The following is a 16668-nucleotide window of genomic DNA, read 5'->3' as shown; positions in this document are numbered from 1 at the left end:
GCAGGTCCGGGGGAAAGCCCCGGGCCTTTCAACAAGAAGAAAGCCGTTTCATGCCCGCATCCGCCGCCGACAGCGCCATTTACCGCAATCTATTTGCAGATGACGCGACCGCTGCACTTTTCACCGACAGCGCCGAGATCCGCGCCATGTTGCTGGTCGAAGGCGCGTTGGCGCGCGTGCAGGGGCAGATCGGCCTGATCCCGCAGACGGCTGCGGCCTTCATCGACCGCTCATCGCGCGAAGTGCAGATCGACCCGGCCGCGCTGGGGTCCGAGACGGCGACCAATGGCGTTCCCGTGCCTGGCCTTGTTGCGGCATTCCGCAAGGCCATGCAGGCGCCGGAACACGCGCAATTCCTGCATTGGGGCGCGACCAGCCAGGATATCATGGAGACGGCGCTTGCCCTGCGTTTGCGTCGCGTGACCGAGATCTGGGATGAACGCCTTGGCCGGCTGATTGCGGCTCTCGGCGGGTTGGCGCGTGAACATGCCGGGCTCCCGATGGCCGCGCGGACCTATGGCCAGGCGGCGACCCCGACCAGCTTTGGGGCGGTCGTGGCAGGCTGGGGGCATCCGCTGCTGCGTCACCGGGATAGGCTGAACGCCTTGCGGCCCGAGCTCGCGACGGTGTCGCTGGGCGGCGCGGCAGGCACGCTTTCGGCGATGGGGCCAGATGGGCCAGCGGTTCGCGCGGCCCTTGCCGACGCGCTGGGATTGGCTGATCCCGGCCATGGTTGGCACGCGGAACGCGACCGGCTCGGGGCCTTCGCCGCATGGATGGCAGGGCTGGCCGTGAGCTTGGGCAAGATGGGCGAAGACATGATCCTGATGACCCAGTCAGGTATCAACGAAATACGGCTGGAAGGGGCAGGGGGGTCCTCGACCATGCCTCAAAAGCAGAACCCGGTCGGTCCTTCCGTCCTCGTCGCGCTCGCCAGGCAGGCAGCCGCGCTTTCGGCTGCCATCCAAGGGGCCGGCATCCATCGCCAGCAGCGCGACGGTTCCGCCTGGTTCGTGGAATGGCTGACCCTGCCGCAGCTATGCGTCTCGGCCGGTCGGTCGATCGGGCTAGCCCAGGAAATGGTCGAACGCATTTCGCCTGATGCCGTCGCGATGGCGGTCGGGCTGGATGACGGCACCGGCCTGATCCATGCGGAAGCCTACACCTTCGCCCTGGCCCGCCACATGCCGCGGCCCGAGGCGCAAAGCCGGATCAAGGCCTTGTGCAATGAGGCGATGGATGGTGGGGCATCCCTGCAAGAACTGGTTGCGCGCGACTTCCCTGACCTCGATCTTTCCTCGGCGGGGGGGCTTGGAATGGCTCCGGCAGAAGCACTTGCATTCGCCGAAATGGCCGGCGCCTAACGCAAGGCACGCCAGAGCGTCGAGGCAAGATCGCCGAGGTCACCGATCCTTGCGAGCACATGCTCGGGCTCGAGCCCGCCACCGTCATGGCGGTCGAGCCGGCCAAGCATCCTCATCAGCCTGCGCCGGTGGGTTCCAAGCATCAACTGGATCGGATCGGCGATCAGCCCCGCAAAGGTCGTGACGATCGAAGCGGCAATCGACAAGGCGATTCCTGTTAAGATCAATCGACCGGTCGGGATTTCGGCGGGAAACATCCTGTACCACTGACGCCCCATCCAGTCGCCCAGCACGAAGTTTCCGATCGCCTCGCTGCGCACCTGGAACTCGGCAATCGGAGCGGCCAACGATATGACCCCCGGTGTGGCCCGCTCGAAAAGGAAGAGCCCTGCGAGCAGGACGAGTATCGAAGTGGTGATCTCGGCAACCGCGTTTCGCGTCTCGGTATGGTTCGCAATCGCCCTTTGCACAGCCGCGTCGGTTGCGTGGGGGGCAGCCCCGATAACCTCAAGATGCCTCATGAGCCCGTTCAGATCCGCATCAAGCTGCCGGGCGAGATCCGAGGTCAGGAAGATCCGCCGCGAACCGAGCCAAACTGAAGCGCGCCGCGCCCCGATCCAGCGCAGCAAAACGGAAGTCAGCCGGATAAGCAGGAAGATCGGTGCCAGGGTCACGTTGAGCGGTGCGCGCAGCAGGTCGTAACCGATTGCTGCGCGGTGCAGATCGAAGGTGCCGCGCAGGCCATAGCGCCTGCGCACGAACCGTTTCACCTCGCGCTCGCGCAAGGTCATCGGGCGAGGGTCCGCGGGTGCAAGCGTCATGTTCCTGCCGTGCTTCTGCGTTCGGGCCTTTTCCTATCTAGGACGCCCCTTACGATCGTTCCAGACCTCATGAGCGGCGAGTCTCGGGCAGGGGACCGCAGGTGAGTGGTCTGTTTTGCGGCACCATGGCGCGTAGTGCCTGAATTTCGTGCAAACTGGGCGCGGGTCGTGACATGCTCTGAAAGCCGCGTTGTGTTTTGGGCGGTCGCGATGGCAGGGAAATGTTCGATCCTTTGGACTGATCATGGAAAAGCGTCTTTCAATCGTCATTGTCGAGCCAGACAAGGAACGCGCCCTGCCCATTGTCGATGGGCTGCGCGAAGTGGGTGACCACGATATTCGCATCATCTCGGAAGAAAGCGGACTGGCCAGACAGATCGCGGAATTTCGCCCCGATGTGGTGTTGATCGATCTCGCAAATCCATCGCGCGATATTCTTGAAGAACTGGCCTTGGCTTCCGGGCCGACGGAACGGCCCGTCGCAATGTTTGTGGATCGCTCGGATGAGCAATTGACCCGCGCGGCCATCGAGGCGGGGGTGTCCGCTTATGTGGTGGACGGGCTGCGACCCGACAGGATCAAGCCGATCATCGACGCGGCGATTGCGCGTTTCCACATGTTCGAACGGATGCGGACCGAACTTGCCGCGACTCGCGCCGCGCTAGAGGAACGCAAGATCATCGATCGCGCCAAGGCGGTGCTGATGAAAGCGCGCGGCATTGACGAGGAAGCCGCATATGCGCTGCTGCGCAAGACGGCGATGGATCAGGGCAAACGCGTGGCCGATATTGCTCAGCAGCTGGTCATGGCGGCGGGACTTTTGACATGCCGTTGACCACATTGCGCCTTGGCTATGTGCCATTGATCGACGCGGCCCCGCTGATCATCGGTCAGGAGATGGGCTTTGCGGCGGAAGAAGGTCTGTGCTTCGACCTCGTGCGGCTGAACGCCTGGGCGCAATGTCGTGATATGCTGGGCGCAGGGCTGATCGACGCCGCGCATATGCTGGCCCCGATGCCGATAGGGCAGGCCCTGGGCCTGGGCCCCGATCTCCCGGACTTTGATCTCGTCATGTTCCTGTCCCATGGCGGTCAGGCCATAGCCGTCAGCCTCGAGATCGCGGAGCGACTGCGGGATCTGGGCCATGGTTTCGATTTTGCGGATGCCAGATCGTCTGGCGAGGCGCTGAGACAGGTCGTGCCCGGCGTTCTGCGCGTTGGCGTGCCCTTCACCTTCTCGACCCAGCTTGAGCTTGTCGCGCATTGGCTGGGGGCCTGCGGCTTTTCCGATGATACGCTGGAACTTGTTACCGTGCCGCCACCCAAGATGGCCGAGGCGATGGCTGCGGGCGAGGTGGATGCCTTCTGCGTGGGCGAACCCTGGGCATCCTTCGCGGTGGAACGCGGGATTGCCGCCCTACTGCTGCCGGGGGTCGCGATCTGGTCGGCGCCACCTGAAAAGGGGCTGGTGCTTCGCCGCGATTTCACCGAAACACGTCCGGACGAGACCGGTTCGCTGATGCGTGCCCTGTGGCGGACCGGGCGCTGGCTCGACGATCCCGCGCATCGCGGCACGGCAGCCGAGATCCTTTCCCGCGCCGAATACCTGGACCTTCCGTCGGAACTGGCCGAGCGCGGGTTGACGGGCAAGCTCATGGTGACACCTGGAGGGGAGCTGCGCGAGGCGCCGGGCTTCATCGCCTTCAATGCAGGTGCCTCGAGTTTTCCCTGGAAGAGCCTTGCTGCGCTGTTCGCCCGGAATATTGCGCTGCGGCGCGGGATCGACCCCAAGAAGGCGATGTCGCTGGCTATGCCGCATTTCCGTACCGATCTCTACCGCGAACATCTCCGATCTGCGGGCGCGGCCTTGCCCGGCGCCTCGATGCGCCTTGAAGGAGCGCTGAACGAAGATCGCATCGTGCCCGCCGAAAAAGGGCAGATGACCCTGCGCGCCGACAACTTCTTTGACGGCTTCACCTTTGAACCGGCTGAGAGCAGCTAAAACGCTTGGCAGTTTGTCCAGAAGGATGGCTTGAAATATTGGCAATCGCCCAAAACATGGGCGCTTGGTTTGCTTTATCGAGGTAGTTGCCCGCGGGCAGGATCCTCACTCTTGCCGCAGCGCGGCAGAGATGTCACAAAATGCTCATGGTCCGGTGCAATGGCGCGCCAGCGACCCGCTCGCAACGATGCGGCATGATCGACACCGCGAAGCCGCGGTATCCCCGAAAGCGTAGTAATCGGCTTGTCCTCTTGGGACATGCATTCCCGCGTTCTCGCTTTCCGACAGCCCACTGCAACCAGTTTTGCCATCGGAGCAGCCATGTCCGTCATCACATCCGCTTCGTCGAAGGAATCGAGCCGCGCGCTGAGCCTATCGACCTTTGCATTCGTTATCTGCTTTGCCGTCTGGACGATCTTCTCGATCATCGGGATCCAGATCCGCGAACAGCTTTCTCTGAGCGAAACCCAGTTCGGCCTTCTGGTCGGCATGCCCATCCTGACCGGATCACTCGTGCGACTGGTGCTTGGCATCCTGACCGATCGACTGGGCGGTCGCGTCGTCTATACCCTGACCATGCTCGCAGCCGCAGCCGCGACATTCCTGCTCAGCTGGGCAACGACCTATCCGCAGATGCTTGTGGCCGCATTGGGAGTCGGGCTGGCCGGCGGTTCATTCGCGGTCGGCGTCGCTTATGTGTCGCGCTTCTTCTCGGCCCAGAAGCAGGGGACGGCCCTTGGTATCTTTGGCGTCGGCAATGTCGGAGCGGCTGTGACCAAGTTCGTCGCGCCCTTCGTGATGATCGCCTTGGGGTGGCAGGCCACTGCCCAGATCTGGGCCGGGGTTCTCGTGCTCACTGCGATCCTGTTCTGGATCTTCAGCAAGGACGACCCGACGACTGCAGATCGTCGCGCTGGCAAGATTGCGCAGCGCAGCCTGAAATCCGAATTCGAGCCGCTGAAGAAAGTCCAGGTCTGGCGCTTCTCGGCCTATTACTTCTTCAGCTTTGGTGCCTTCGTTGCGCTGGCGCTGTGGCTGCCGCATTACCTGATCGGCGTCTATGGCTTCGACGTGAAGACCGCAGGCATGGTAGGAGCGGCCTATTCCATCCCAGCGTCGATTTTCCGGGCCTATGGCGGTGTGCTCTCGGACCGGATCGGCGCGCGTGCCGTCATGTACATGACGCTCATCATCTCGCTCGTCGCTACAGCGATCCTGTCGATGCCGTCGGGTGTCTCGACCCCGGTGTTCCTGGTCGTCATCTTCACGCTGGGCTTCTTCATGAGCCTTGGCAAGGCAGCCGTCTACAAACACATCCCGACATACTATCCGCAGAATGTCGGCTCGGTGGGAGGTCTGGTGGGAATGATCGGGGGCCTGGGCGGCTTCTTCCTGCCGCTGCTTTTCGGCTGGCTCAAGGATGAAACCGGTGTCTGGTCCAGCTGCTTCATGGTCCTTTTCGTCCTGATCGCTGGATGCCTTGCCTGGATGCATTTCTCGGTACGCCGCATGACCCGCGGCACCGCGCTTCAAGCCGCTTGAAGGGAAACAAAGCCATGAAAAAGAAACTTGTTGTCATCGGTGCCGGAATGGCTTCCGGCCGGATGCTCGAACAGCTCCTTGCCACGGATCCCGACGCCTTTGACGTGATCCTGTTCAACGGCGAGCCGCGCGGCAACTACAACCGCCTGATGCTCTCGCCGGTCCTCTCGGGTGAAAAGACCTATGAAGAGATCGTCACCCATGACGACGACTGGTATGCTGCGAATGGCGTGGATTGCCGCTTCGGCGAGCCGGTGGTCAAGATCGACCGCGAGACCCGGATCGTCCATTCCAACAAGTCCAGCGCGCCCTATGACGCGCTGGTCATCGCCACCGGCTCGGCCCCTTTCATCATTCCGGTTCCCGGCAAGGATCTTCCCGGCGTCGTGGCCTATCGCGACCTCGAAGACACGCAGGCCATGATGGATACTGCGGGCAAGGATGCGGTGGTGATCGGCGGCGGGCTTCTGGGCCTGGAGGCGGCGGCCGGCATGGCCGCGCGCGGCGCGAAGGTCACCGTGATCCACCTGATGGGCCACCTGATGGAGCGCCAGCTTGATCCGGCGGCGGGCTACCTGCTGCAGAAGGATCTCGAGAAACGCGGCATCAAGGTCCATTGCAAGGGCGCGACCAAGGCGATCCTCGGCAATGACCGCGCCGAGGCCGTGCTGCTGGAAGACGGCACCGTCTATCCGGCGGACCTCGTCTGCATGGCGGTCGGCATCCGCCCCGAGACTCGCCTCGCCAATGACGCCCATCTCGAGGTCGAGCGCGGCATCGTGGTCGATGACGCGATGCGCACGAGCGATCCGCATGTCTTCGCTCTCGGCGAATGCGTGGAACACCGCAAGCAGCTCTTCGGCCTTGTCGCGCCGCTTTACGACCAGGCCAAGGTGCTGGCGCGGACCCTGCTCGGCGAGGTCGCCGAATTCGTCCCGGTCCAGACCGCGACCAAGCTCAAGGTCACCGGCTGCGACCTCTTCAGCGCGGGCGATTTCGCCGAAGGCGAGGGCCGCGAGGACATCGTCTTCCGCGATCCCGGCCGCGGCATCTACAAGCGCCTCGTCCTGCGGGACGACCGCATCATCGGCACCGTCATGTATGGCGAGACCGGCGACGGCAGCTGGTTCTACGGGCTGATGAAGGACGGCACCGACATCAGCGAGATGCGCGAGACGCTGATCTTCGGCCCGGCCTTCCAGGGAGGGTCCAAGCTGGACCCTATGGCGGCCGTTGCAGCCTTGCCGCCTGAGGCGGAAATCTGCGGCTGCAACGGCGTCTGCAAGGGAACCATCGTCAATGCCGTGCAGGGCGGCGCACATACGCTGGACGCGGTGCGGGCCTGCACCAAGGCCAGCGGCTCTTGCGGGACCTGCACCGGCCTCGTCCAGCAGGTCATGGCCCTGACCCTTGGCGGCGCGGTGGCCGACGCGCCCGCGGGCATGTGCAAATGCACCGATCACACGCATGAGGACGTGCGCCGCCTGATCAAGGCCATGGGGCTGAAATCCATCCCCGCCATCCAGCAGGAGCTGGGCTGGAAATCGGTTGGCGGCTGCCATTCCTGCCGCCCGGCGCTGAACTATTACCTGCTGGCGGAATGGCCGCTGGAATACAGCGACGACCGCCAGTCGCGCTTCGTCAACGAGCGCAACCATGCCAATATCCAGAAGGACGGCACCTATTCGGTGGTGCCGCGCATGTGGGGCGGCGTCACCACCCCGGCCGAGCTGCGCGCCATCGCCGATGCTGCCGACAAGTACAATGTCCCGATGGTCAAGGTCACCGGCGGCCAGCGCATCGACCTGCTGGGCGTCCGCAAGGAGGACCTGCCGCTGATGTGGGCCGACCTCAACGAGGCGGGCCTCGTCTCGGGCCATGCCTATTCCAAGGGGCTGCGCACGGTGAAGACCTGCGTCGGCTCGGAATTCTGCCGCTTCGGCACGCAGGATTCGACGGGTCTCGGCATCCGGCTCGAAAAGCTGCTCTGGGGCAGCTGGACGCCGCACAAGGTCAAGCTCGGCGTCTCGGGCTGCCCGCGGAACTGCGCCGAGGCGACCTGCAAGGATGTCGGCGTGGTCTGCGTCGACTCGGGCTACAACATCAGCGTCGCCGGCGCGGCCGGGATGGAGGTCAAGGAGACCGAGCATCTCGCCTCGACGCCGTCCGAGGACGAGGCCGTCGAGATCATCGCGGCCTTCGTCCAGCTTTACCGCGAACAGGCCAAGTATCTCGACCGGCCCTACAAATGGGTGGCCAAGGTCGGGCTCGACTGGGTCAAGGCGCAGGTCGTCGAGGATGTCCCGAACCGCCGTGCTCTGGTCGAGCGTTTCGAGATCAGCCAGTCGGTCTATCGCCGCGACCCCTGGGCCGAGCATTCCACCCCGTCCGAGACGCCCAAATGGGCTCCGCTTGCCAATCTGACATTGGAGGCCGCCGAATGACGATCTTTGTCGACATCGCTGCACTGGACGACATACCGCGCCAAGGTGCCCGGGTGGTCAAGACGGGGCAGGGCTGCGTCGCGGTCTTCCGCACCGCCGATGACCGGGTCTTCGCCCTCGAGGACCGCTGCCCGCACAAGGGCGGGCCGCTTTCCGAGGGCATCGTCCATGGCGATCGCGTGACCTGCCCGCTGCACAACTGGGTCTTCGACATGAATTCCGGCGAGGCGCAGGGCGCCGATACCGGGATGGTCCGGACCTATCCCATCCGTGTCGAACATGGCCGCGTGCTGATCAGCGCCGCGCTGGTCGCCCGCAGCAACGCAGCCTGAAAGGAGGACAGCATGAACAAGATGATCCTTGAGGAATTCGACCGCGACGATCTGACGGCGATGATCCTGCGCGCGAAGAAACGCGCGCGCCTCGGCTGGGCCGAGATCGCCCGGAAAATCGGGATGTCACCAACCTGGACGCATTCCGCGGCGACCGGCATGAACGCATTTCCGTCGGAAAAGGCACGGGCTTTCGTCGAGTTGCTGGGCTTGCCCGAAAGCGCTGTCGATCTGCTCGTCGAAAGCCCCTTGAAGGTCTGGGAACAGACCGTGCCGACTGATCCGTGCGTCTACCGTCTATACGAGATCGTCGGCGTCTACGGACCCACCATCAAGGCGCTCATCAACGAGGAATTCGGCAATGGCATCATGTCGGCCATCGACTTTTCGCTTGAGGTCGAGCGCGAGCCGAACCCCAAGGGCGACCGCGTGCGCGTGACAATGTCGGGCAAATATCTCGCCTATTCGAACTGGTAACCCTCAATTCGGCCCCGGAGACAAGGGGCAACCACAGGAAGGTTCTTCAGATGTCTTACGTCAATCCGAACGATTTCGCGAAGAAGATGACCGACGCTGGCGAAGCCAAGGTGCTGATGTCGACCAAGGATACCTTGATCCGCGCCTACATGGCCGGGGCGATCCTCGCCTTGGCGGCGGCCTTCGCCGTCACCGTCACGGTGAATACCGGCAACCCGCTGATCGGCGCGCTGCTGTTCCCGGTCGGCTTCTGCATGCTCTACCTCCTGGGTTTCGACCTGCTGACCGGTGTTTTTACGCTGGTGCCGTTGGCGCTGATCGACAAGCGGCGTGGTGTGACGATGAAGGGGTTGTGGCGCAACTGGGGGCTGGTTTTCTGCGGGAATTTCGCGGGGGCCTTCACGGTGGCGGTGTTCATGGCGATCATCGTCACATTCGGCTTCTCCGAAGCTCCCAATGCCGTTGGCGAAAAGATCGGTCATATCGGCGAGGGTCGCACGCTGGGCTATGCCGCCCATGGTGCGGCGGGGATGCTCACGCTGTTCGTGCGCGCGGTCATGTGCAACTGGATGGTCTCGACGGGTGTCGTGGCCGCGATGATGTCGACCAGCGTTTCGGGCAAGATCATGGCGATGTGGATGCCGATCCTGGTGTTCTTCTACATGGGCTTTGAGCATTCCATCGTGAACATGTTCCTGTTCCCCGCAGGTATCCTGCTTGGCGGCCAGTTCACCTGGATGGATTATCTGTTGTGGAACGAGATCCCGACCGTGCTGGGCAATCTGGTCGGCGGGCTGACATTCGTTGGCGCCATGATCTATTCGACCCATTACAAGACGTCGCCCTCGCGCGTGCCGCAAGTGAGCCCCGCCGACGAGCCTGCGGCCATTCCCGCTGAATAAGGATAAGTCCGTGACCCATCCCGCATCCACGACCATTCGCACCACCTGTGCCTATTGCGGTGTTGGCTGCGGGGTGCTCGCGACCCCTGACGGCAAGGGCGGGCTCGCCATTGCTGGCGATCCCGACCACCCGGCCAATCGGGGCCGGCTCTGCGTCAAGGGCGCGGCGCTTGGCGAAACCATCGGCCATGAAGGCCGGCTTCTGGCACCAAGCATTGACGGCCGCGAGGCAGGCTGGGACGAGGCTCTTGATCTGGTTGCCAACCAATTTTCCCGCACTATTGCCGAACATGGTCCGGATTCGGTGGCCTTCTACGTCTCTGGTCAGCTTTTGACCGAAGATTACTATGTCGCGAACAAGTTGATGAAAGGCTTCATCGGCTCTGGGAATATCGACACGAATTCAAGGCTCTGCATGGCATCTTCGGTCGCCGGGCATCGCCGGGCCTTCGGCACTGACACGGTTCCAGGTCTATACGAAGATATCGAGCTTGCCGATACGGTGGTGCTGGTTGGTTCGAACCTCGCTTGGTGCCATCCCGTGCTTTTCCAGCGTCTCGCTGCGGCAAGAGAGGCTCGGCCGGACATGCGTGTGATCGTCATCGATCCGCGCCGGACGGTGACCTGCGATATTGCTGATTTGCATCTGGAGATAGAGCCGGGCGCCGATGCCGAACTGTTCAACCTGCTTCTGTCCGAGATTGCCGCGCGCGGCATGATCCGTGATCGGGATCTTGAAGGGCTGGATGAGGCAGTTGCCGCCGCCAGGCTGTCGAAAGGGGCGCGGACGGGCCTTCGCCCCGAGCAAATCGCGGCGTTCCTGGACTTGTGGCTGGCCAGCGACAAGGTCGTGACCGTCTATTCCCAGGGCGTGAACCAGTCGGATAACGGCACGGACAAGGTGAACGCGATCCTGAATTGTCACCTTGCGACCGGTCGCATCGGTCATCCGGCCATGGGTCCTTTCAGTGTTACCGGGCAACCCAATGCAATGGGCGGGCGTGAAGTGGGCGGCCTTGCGAACACGCTCGCCTGCCATCTGGATATCGACGATCCAGGACACCGTCACGCGGTGCAGGAATTCTGGCGAGCGCCGCGCATGACCGTTGGGCCAGGCCTGAAGGCGGTCGACATGTTTCGGGCCGTAGAAATCGGGAAGATAAAGGCGCTGTGGATCATCTGCACCAATCCCGCCGTCTCGATGCCCGAGGCAGACCGTGTGGCTCGAGCCATCGCGAAATGCGACTTCGTCGTCGTCTCGGACATCATGGCGCGGACCGACACGACCCGGCTTGCACATGTCCTTCTGCCCGCGACCGGCTGGGGCGAAAAGGATGGCACGGTGACGAATTCCGAGCGTCGGATCAGTCGTCAGCGCCGCGTTCTTGCGCCGGCGGGTCAGGCAAGGGATGATTGGTGGATCATATCGCAGGTCGGTCGGCGCATGGGGTGGTACAAGGCCTTTGCCTGGGATGATCCTTCCGAGATCTTTGCCGAACATGCGGCGCTTTCCGCAGTCGCCGGCGCGTTGGGAAGCGATTTCGATATCTCGGATCATGCACGGCTCTCGCGGACGGATTACGATGGCATGGAGCCGTTTCTCTGGCCGCAATCGCCCAGGAAGCGTGGCGGCCGCTTCTTCGCCGATGGTCGATATCACACCCAATCCGGCAAGGGCCGGATGATCGCCGTCTCATCGCAAGAGCCCAGGGCGACGGCGGCAGAATATCCCTATCGTCTCAACACCGGACGGGTGCGGGATCACTGGCACAGCATGACGCGATCCGGGCTGTCGCCCCGCCTTGCCCGGCATATGGCAGAGCCGTTCCTGGAACTGCATCCCATGGATGCGACCCGGCTGGGGCTCGGGCCCGCGACCTTGGCCGAGGTCGAAAGCGCTCACGGACAAGCCGTCTTGCGGGTCCTTGTCACCGATCGTGTGCAACAGGGACATCCATTCGCTCCGATCCACTGGACGGGGGAAACCGCGCCTACAGGCAGGATCGATGCCCTTGTTCCCGCCGTGACTGACCCCCTGTCGGGTCAACCGGCCTCGAAATCCGCGCCGATCGCGATCCGGCAGTTTGCGGCAGGCTGGTATGGCTTTGCCGTTTCGGCCGCTCCGATGTGCCCGATTTGCGACTATTGGGCACTTGCCACCCTGTCGGGCGGGTATCAGGCAGAACTTGCATCGCGGCATGCACCCGAGGATTGGATTGCCCACAGCAAACGGATGTTTGGCCTTGAAGGAGAGCCGCTGGTCGTCAAGGACCTGCGCCGCGGTGTGCTGAGGCTCGCCTTCATCGAGGATGGCAGGTTGCAGGCCGCATTGTTCGTCGCGCCGGAACCGGTAGGTCTGTCGCGATCTCATGTCGCCGCGGCTCTGGGGAGCGAGGATTGCACGCCGGACCTGCTTGCGGGCTATCCCGGCGCGGATCGCCCGGATGAGGGAGCGCTGGTCTGCGCCTGTTTCGGAGTGGGCGTGAACACGATCTTGCGCGGTATAGCCACCCAGGGGCTTCTTACGGTAGACGAAATCGGTGCTGCGCTCCGCGCCGGAACGAATTGCGGCTCCTGTCGTCCAGAATTGCGCGCCTTGCTCACAGCCAATGTCTCGAACGATATCGCGGCGGAGTGAGATGGAGTTTTACATAAGTCCGATTATCCGCATTTAAGTTATAGCCGGGGGGATTCACAAACGAAATGCAAAATCTGTATGTTTACAGCCCTTTGCACTGAGATTGATGAATGCCTCGCCACTATCCGCATTTGAGATTGGAAGAACGTCGTAACATTGCCAAATGGCGGGAAGCCAAAATGCCGGTGCCAGAGATCGCCGAGCGACTGGCCCGAGCGCCCTTGACGATCTCCCGGGAACTGAAGCGAAATATGTTCCTGGATAGCGAACTTCCGCAGTTTAGCGGCGACTTTGCCGTGAATGCGCAGAACATCTACGAACGGCGTCGCGCGCGGCGCCGAAAGCTCGTCATCGATCCTGAATTGAAGGTCGAAGACGCGCTCAAGTCCGGTTGGTCGCCCGAGCAGATCGCAGGACGCATGGGCTTGAAGGCCACGAGATCCGCGTCAGCCATGAAACGATCTATCGTTTTTCCTATTCCAAAACGGGCCTCGCGGGAGCCTTTTACCGGCACCTGCCCGAGCATCGCAGGCGTCGTAGGCCGCGCAGCTATCGCCGCTATCAGCGCAGCCACATTCAGGACAGCCAGAGCCTTTCCCACAGGCCCGCGACCGTTTCCGAGCGACAGGAATTCGGGCATTGATGGAATGCGATTTGATGATGTTTCGCCAGGAAAGCGGCAAGGTGCATGTCACCTCTCTGGTCGAAAGGGTCAGCCGTTACACGGTCGTCATGCGTAACGAAGACCGCCACTCCGAGCCGATCATGGAATCTCTGATATCAGGGCTGGCACCCCTGCCCGCCGAGGCGCGCCAATCGATTACGTTTGACCGTGGCACGTAGTTTTCCGCCTGGCGACGGCTGCAGGATGGGATCGGAGCCGAAAGCTGGTTCTGCGACCCGCAAGCGCCATGGCAGAAAGGAACGGTCGAGAATACCAACCGAAGGCTTCGCAAACACCTGCCCCGCTCGATCGAACCAGCGGCCCTGACAAATCGATCATTGAGGTCGATTTGCCAGCGCCTCAATTCTACGCCTCGCAAATGCCTTGGCTACCGGACACCGGCTGAGGTTTTCGAGAGCAACTTGGTAGCCATAAGAAACAGATTGAAATAAAACGGGAAATGGAATTTTGCGCTTCGCCGTGAGGCCACAAGCCCAGATAGAATTGTCGCGAGTTGGCAAAGTTGATTTGTCGCCTCCGCCCTGAGTGCTGACGCTGATGTTGACCACGTGGCATGAGGGCTTGGACATGGGACTTGTTCTGATGAGCGAACGCGAGCTGCAGCGGATCGAGGTGCTGGCGCAGGTTCTTGACGGCAGCCTGCGCAGAGCGACCGCGGCGCGGCTTCTGGAGTTGAGCCAACGCCAGATCCAGTGCCTGCTGCGCAAGGTTCAGGCCGAAGGCGCCATGGCCGTGCGTCACCAGCTACGCGGCCGGCCGTCGAACAACCGCACCAGCGATCTGAAGCGCGACTACATCCTGTCGCTGATCCGCTGCGATTACCCGGATTTCGGGCCGACGCTGGCGGCGGAGAAGTTGGCGGAGCGGCATGGCATCCGGGTCTCATCCGAGAGCCTGCGGCAATGGATGCTGGCGGCCGGTCTGTGGCAGAGCCGTGCACAGAAACGCCATCTGCACCAGCCGCGGTTGCGGCGCGCGGCTTTGGGCGAGTTGATCCAGATCGACGGCTCCGAACATCGCTGGTTCGAAGATCGCGGTCCCGCTTGCACGCTCTTGGTGTTCATCGACGATGCGACCGGCCGGCTGATGCAGATGCGCTTCGTGGCCTCGGAAACGACCCAGGCTTATTTTGCGGCGCTGCAGGATTATCTGCAGAGGCATGGTCGGCGGTCGCCTTCTACAGCGACAAGCATTCTGTCTTCCGGGTGAACCGGGCCGAAGCCAGATCCGGCCACGGCATGACGCAATTCGGCCGCGCCCTCAACGAGCTGAACATCGAGATCCTCTGCGCCAACTCCTCGCAGGCAACGGATGAGATTGAAAAGATCCTTTCTGCGGCTACATGCTATTTTCTCCCATGCAGGCGACCACGGGGCAAAGGGCGGGGTGTGAGGTTCAAGCCCCGTCGCGCGGCCAAATCATCGACGTTCCTCGTTTGTGGCGCCTGCACCGCGTTCCGGCCCCCGTTTTCGCCAGCCTTGGGTCATCCGCCGATAGCTGCTCTCGGCCTGGTCTGCGACAGCCCTATCTGCGCGTCTATGCTCTGGCAGGTTGTACGCGTAAGTGGCACCGCGCTGGCCTCGCCGTGCGGGAAGACCGGCTGCGAGTTCCAATGACCGCATTTTTCGAGTCATCAGCGCTGGCCGCACCCAAATGTAGTCCTCGCCTTTCGTCAGCATGTGCCAGATCAGGACGGTCAATTTCCGGGCCACAGCCACGGCCGCAATGTGGTTGCCACGGCGGGCGCAGATACGTTCATAGAATGCCCGCAAGGGACCCGGCACGCGAATGGCTTGCCATGCCGCTTCGACCAGAAGGTGACGGGCCCCTGATCTCCCGCGCTTGGTTATCCGGCCGTGATATGCCGGCCCGTCGCCAGACTGCCGAACACTCGGGTTCAGTCCAAAATAGGAGATCAGCTTGTCGGGATTGTCAAAGCGGTCGATCCGGCCAATGGCTGCCATTACGCCAACCGCCACAACCATATCGACGCCGGGTGCAGTCATCATCCTTTTGACCTGCGCATCCTCTAGGGCAGCGCGCGCAATGTCCCTCTCGACGCCTTTCAGCGCCTCGGTCAATCGGTCATATTCGTCGATGTGACGCGCGATGGCGTCGCGTTCGTCGTCCGGCAGATACTGCGCCTTGAGCCAGGCTCGACCCTTGATGCCGAAAATATCCACATGTGGGCAGCGCGGGACGAGATGCGCGTGCAGGACTGATTGCACGATCCCTTTCAGACGGACCCGGTGCTTGACGATCTGGGTCCGACGGGTGACCTGGCGTCGACGCGCCAGGGTCGCCTCATCCGGAACCCATACCTCCGGCAGGAAACCAGCGGCATAGAGCTGTGCCAATACGCGGGCATCGATTTTGTCGGTCTTTGTTTTCGCCTTGGCTATCAGATGGACCTGCAGCGGATTGGCAACGGCCACGCGCGCGACATGTGGCGTCAGGATTTCGACCACCGCCGTGGCATTCCCTGTCGCCTCGACAATCACGTGATCGGTCTTCTTCAACGTCGCCGCAAAAGCAGCCAGATGCTCACGTGTCATCCCGATCCGCCCCAGGTTCGTGACCGTCGCACCCTCCAGTGCAACAGCTTCTGCAACGACGCGATGGATGTCTAAGCCAATGATTCTCATGCATGCTCCTCCTTCCCGAAACACAACTGTCTCAGTCAACGGGAGCGGCGGGCACGCGGCACCTACAGATCCGCGCTCGCAGCGCATCCGGGCGGGCCGCAGGGGCGACCATTTAAAGGCTCGGGCTCGCAGCCCATGCTTGTTCGTCGGTCTGCCCGCACTCACGTGCTCCCGGCGCCCCAGAATCCGGATGGTCTCACCATAACGCCGATCCTGAAGAACCGGCAGAGGCTCGAAGCGCCGCTCCTATCATGCCGGATAAGGGTCGCGTCGAGCGTGCCAACCGCACCCTGCAGGATAGGCTGGTCAAGGAGCTGCGCCTCGCCGGCATCCGCGAAATGGCGACGGCGAACGCCTTCCTGCCGGGCTTCATCGCGGGCCACAAGCTGCGCTTTGCCCAGGTCCCTGCCCGGCCCGATGACCTGCACCGGGCGTTGAACCTGGCCGTGTCACGACTGAAGGACATCCTCTGTGTCCGCGACCAGCGCCAGGTCGGTATCAGCCTCACCGTGCATTACGAGCGCCGCAAGTTCATTCTTGAGGACAGCGCGCATGCCCGCAGCGCGATCGGCAAATATGTCAAGACCTACGCCTATGCCGACCAGCGGCTGGAGATCCGCGGGAAAGGCGTCGTGCTGCCCTATCGGGTCTTCGACCCGATAGGGCAGCACGAAGGTCGCGACCTGTCCCGACCCGCCGGGCCCCGTCCCACGGCATTGCCCAGAGAGAGCGGCCCGGGACCGGCACGCGCCAACCCACAACCACCCCGCCCACGCAACATCTCTAGATGGCCGTCATCGCAACATGTTGACCAGGC

11 protein-coding genes and 3 pseudogenes are annotated in these 16668 nt (G+C 62.7%); 12 read left to right on the top strand and 2 right to left on the bottom strand.

The window, feature by feature from the left end; translation table 11 throughout:
- Positions 1-50 precede the first annotated feature (50 nt).
- Positions 51-1364 (top strand): lyase family protein, encoded by a 1314-nt coding sequence (locus tag RGQ15_RS16080; protein ID WP_311161598.1) that lies wholly within the window; start codon positions 51-53, stop codon positions 1362-1364.
- Here RGQ15_RS16080 and RGQ15_RS16075 read toward each other — a convergent pair.
- Positions 1361-2185 (bottom strand): DUF6635 family protein, encoded by an 825-nt coding sequence (locus RGQ15_RS16075; protein ID WP_311161597.1) that lies wholly within the window; start codon positions 2183-2185, stop codon positions 1361-1363. The two genes, RGQ15_RS16080 and RGQ15_RS16075, sit on opposite strands and share 4 nt — an antisense overlap.
- Before the next feature lie 244 nt (positions 2186-2429).
- Between RGQ15_RS16075 and RGQ15_RS16070 the strand changes: the two genes are divergently transcribed.
- The 10 genes and pseudogenes from RGQ15_RS16070 to RGQ15_RS16025 all read left to right on the top strand — a co-directional run.
- Entirely contained in the window at positions 2430-3020 is a 591-nt protein-coding gene (locus RGQ15_RS16070; protein WP_311161596.1) for an ANTAR domain-containing response regulator, read from the top strand.
- Positions 3011-4186 carry an ABC transporter substrate-binding protein gene (locus tag RGQ15_RS16065; RefSeq protein ID WP_311161595.1) on the top strand — a complete coding sequence of 392 codons (1176 nt, stop codon included), beginning with the start codon at positions 3011-3013 and terminating at the stop codon, positions 4184-4186. The genes RGQ15_RS16070 and RGQ15_RS16065 overlap by 10 nt, the downstream gene beginning before the upstream one ends.
- Before the next feature lie 321 nt (positions 4187-4507).
- Positions 4508-5728, top strand: a complete 1221-nt coding sequence (locus RGQ15_RS16060; RefSeq protein WP_311161594.1) for an MFS transporter — start codon at positions 4508-4510, stop codon at positions 5726-5728.
- Between the two features lie 14 nt (positions 5729-5742).
- The gene (gene nirB / locus RGQ15_RS16055) at positions 5743-8172 is read left to right on the top strand and encodes a nitrite reductase large subunit NirB (RefSeq protein WP_311161593.1); all 2430 of its coding nucleotides are present in this window, start codon (positions 5743-5745) and stop codon (positions 8170-8172) included.
- A complete protein-coding gene (gene nirD / locus RGQ15_RS16050; RefSeq protein WP_311161592.1) occupies positions 8169-8504 on the top strand; it encodes a nitrite reductase small subunit NirD in 336 nt (111 codons plus the stop codon). The genes nirB and nirD overlap by 4 nt, the downstream gene beginning before the upstream one ends.
- Before the next feature lie 12 nt (positions 8505-8516).
- The gene (gene cynS, locus RGQ15_RS16045) at positions 8517-8981 is read left to right on the top strand and encodes a cyanase (protein WP_311161591.1); all 465 of its coding nucleotides are present in this window, start codon (positions 8517-8519) and stop codon (positions 8979-8981) included.
- Positions 8982-9031: 50 nt separating this feature from the next.
- Positions 9032-9883, top strand: coding sequence for a formate/nitrite transporter family protein (locus tag RGQ15_RS16040; protein ID WP_311161590.1), 852 nt, complete (start codon positions 9032-9034; stop codon positions 9881-9883).
- 10 nt (positions 9884-9893) lie between these two features.
- Complete coding sequence (locus tag RGQ15_RS16035) at positions 9894-12521, top strand: molybdopterin-dependent oxidoreductase (protein ID WP_311161589.1); 2628 nt, start codon at positions 9894-9896, stop codon at positions 12519-12521.
- A gap of 110 nt (positions 12522-12631) precedes the next feature.
- Positions 12632-13637, top strand: a pseudogene (locus RGQ15_RS16030) (IS30 family transposase).
- A gap of 136 nt (positions 13638-13773) precedes the next feature.
- Positions 13774-14534 (top strand): annotated as a pseudogene (locus tag RGQ15_RS16025) (ISNCY family transposase); the annotation flags it as partial.
- A gap of 90 nt (positions 14535-14624) precedes the next feature.
- Here the strand turns inward: RGQ15_RS16025 and RGQ15_RS16020 are convergent.
- Positions 14625-15851 (bottom strand): IS110 family RNA-guided transposase, encoded by a 1227-nt coding sequence (locus tag RGQ15_RS16020; RefSeq protein ID WP_311161741.1) that lies wholly within the window; start codon positions 15849-15851, stop codon positions 14625-14627.
- 260 nt (positions 15852-16111) lie between these two features.
- Between RGQ15_RS16020 and RGQ15_RS16015 the strand changes: the two are divergent.
- Positions 16112-16507 (top strand): annotated as a pseudogene (locus RGQ15_RS16015) (ISNCY family transposase); the annotation flags it as partial.
- Positions 16508-16668 lie beyond the last annotated feature (161 nt).

Source organism: Paracoccus sp. MBLB3053 (assembly GCF_031822435.1).
Lineage (GTDB): Bacteria > Pseudomonadota > Alphaproteobacteria > Rhodobacterales > Rhodobacteraceae > Paracoccus > Paracoccus aurantius.
The sequence above is the reverse complement of the archived record's forward strand: the minus strand, read 5'-3'. Positions and strand labels throughout refer to the sequence as shown.

Bases quoted from the DNA above. Each gene is read 5' to 3' on its own strand.
- RGQ15_RS16080 (WP_311161598.1), top strand. From the start codon at position 51: ATGCCCGCATCCGCCGCCGACAGCGCCATTTACCGCAATCTATTTGCA.
- RGQ15_RS16075 (WP_311161597.1), bottom strand. From the start codon at position 2,185: ATGACGCTTGCACCCGCGGACCCTCGCCCGATGACCTTGCGCGAGCGC.
- RGQ15_RS16070 (WP_311161596.1), top strand. From the start codon at position 2,430: ATGGAAAAGCGTCTTTCAATCGTCATTGTCGAGCCAGACAAGGAACGC.
- RGQ15_RS16065 (WP_311161595.1), top strand. From the start codon at position 3,011: ATGCCGTTGACCACATTGCGCCTTGGCTATGTGCCATTGATCGACGCG.
- RGQ15_RS16060 (WP_311161594.1), top strand. From the start codon at position 4,508: ATGTCCGTCATCACATCCGCTTCGTCGAAGGAATCGAGCCGCGCGCTG.
- nirB (WP_311161593.1), top strand. From the start codon at position 5,743: ATGAAAAAGAAACTTGTTGTCATCGGTGCCGGAATGGCTTCCGGCCGG.
- nirD (WP_311161592.1), top strand. From the start codon at position 8,169: ATGACGATCTTTGTCGACATCGCTGCACTGGACGACATACCGCGCCAA.
- cynS (WP_311161591.1), top strand. From the start codon at position 8,517: ATGAACAAGATGATCCTTGAGGAATTCGACCGCGACGATCTGACGGCG.
- RGQ15_RS16040 (WP_311161590.1), top strand. From the start codon at position 9,032: ATGTCTTACGTCAATCCGAACGATTTCGCGAAGAAGATGACCGACGCT.
- RGQ15_RS16020 (WP_311161741.1), bottom strand. From the start codon at position 15,851: ATGAGAATCATTGGCTTAGACATCCATCGCGTCGTTGCAGAAGCTGTT.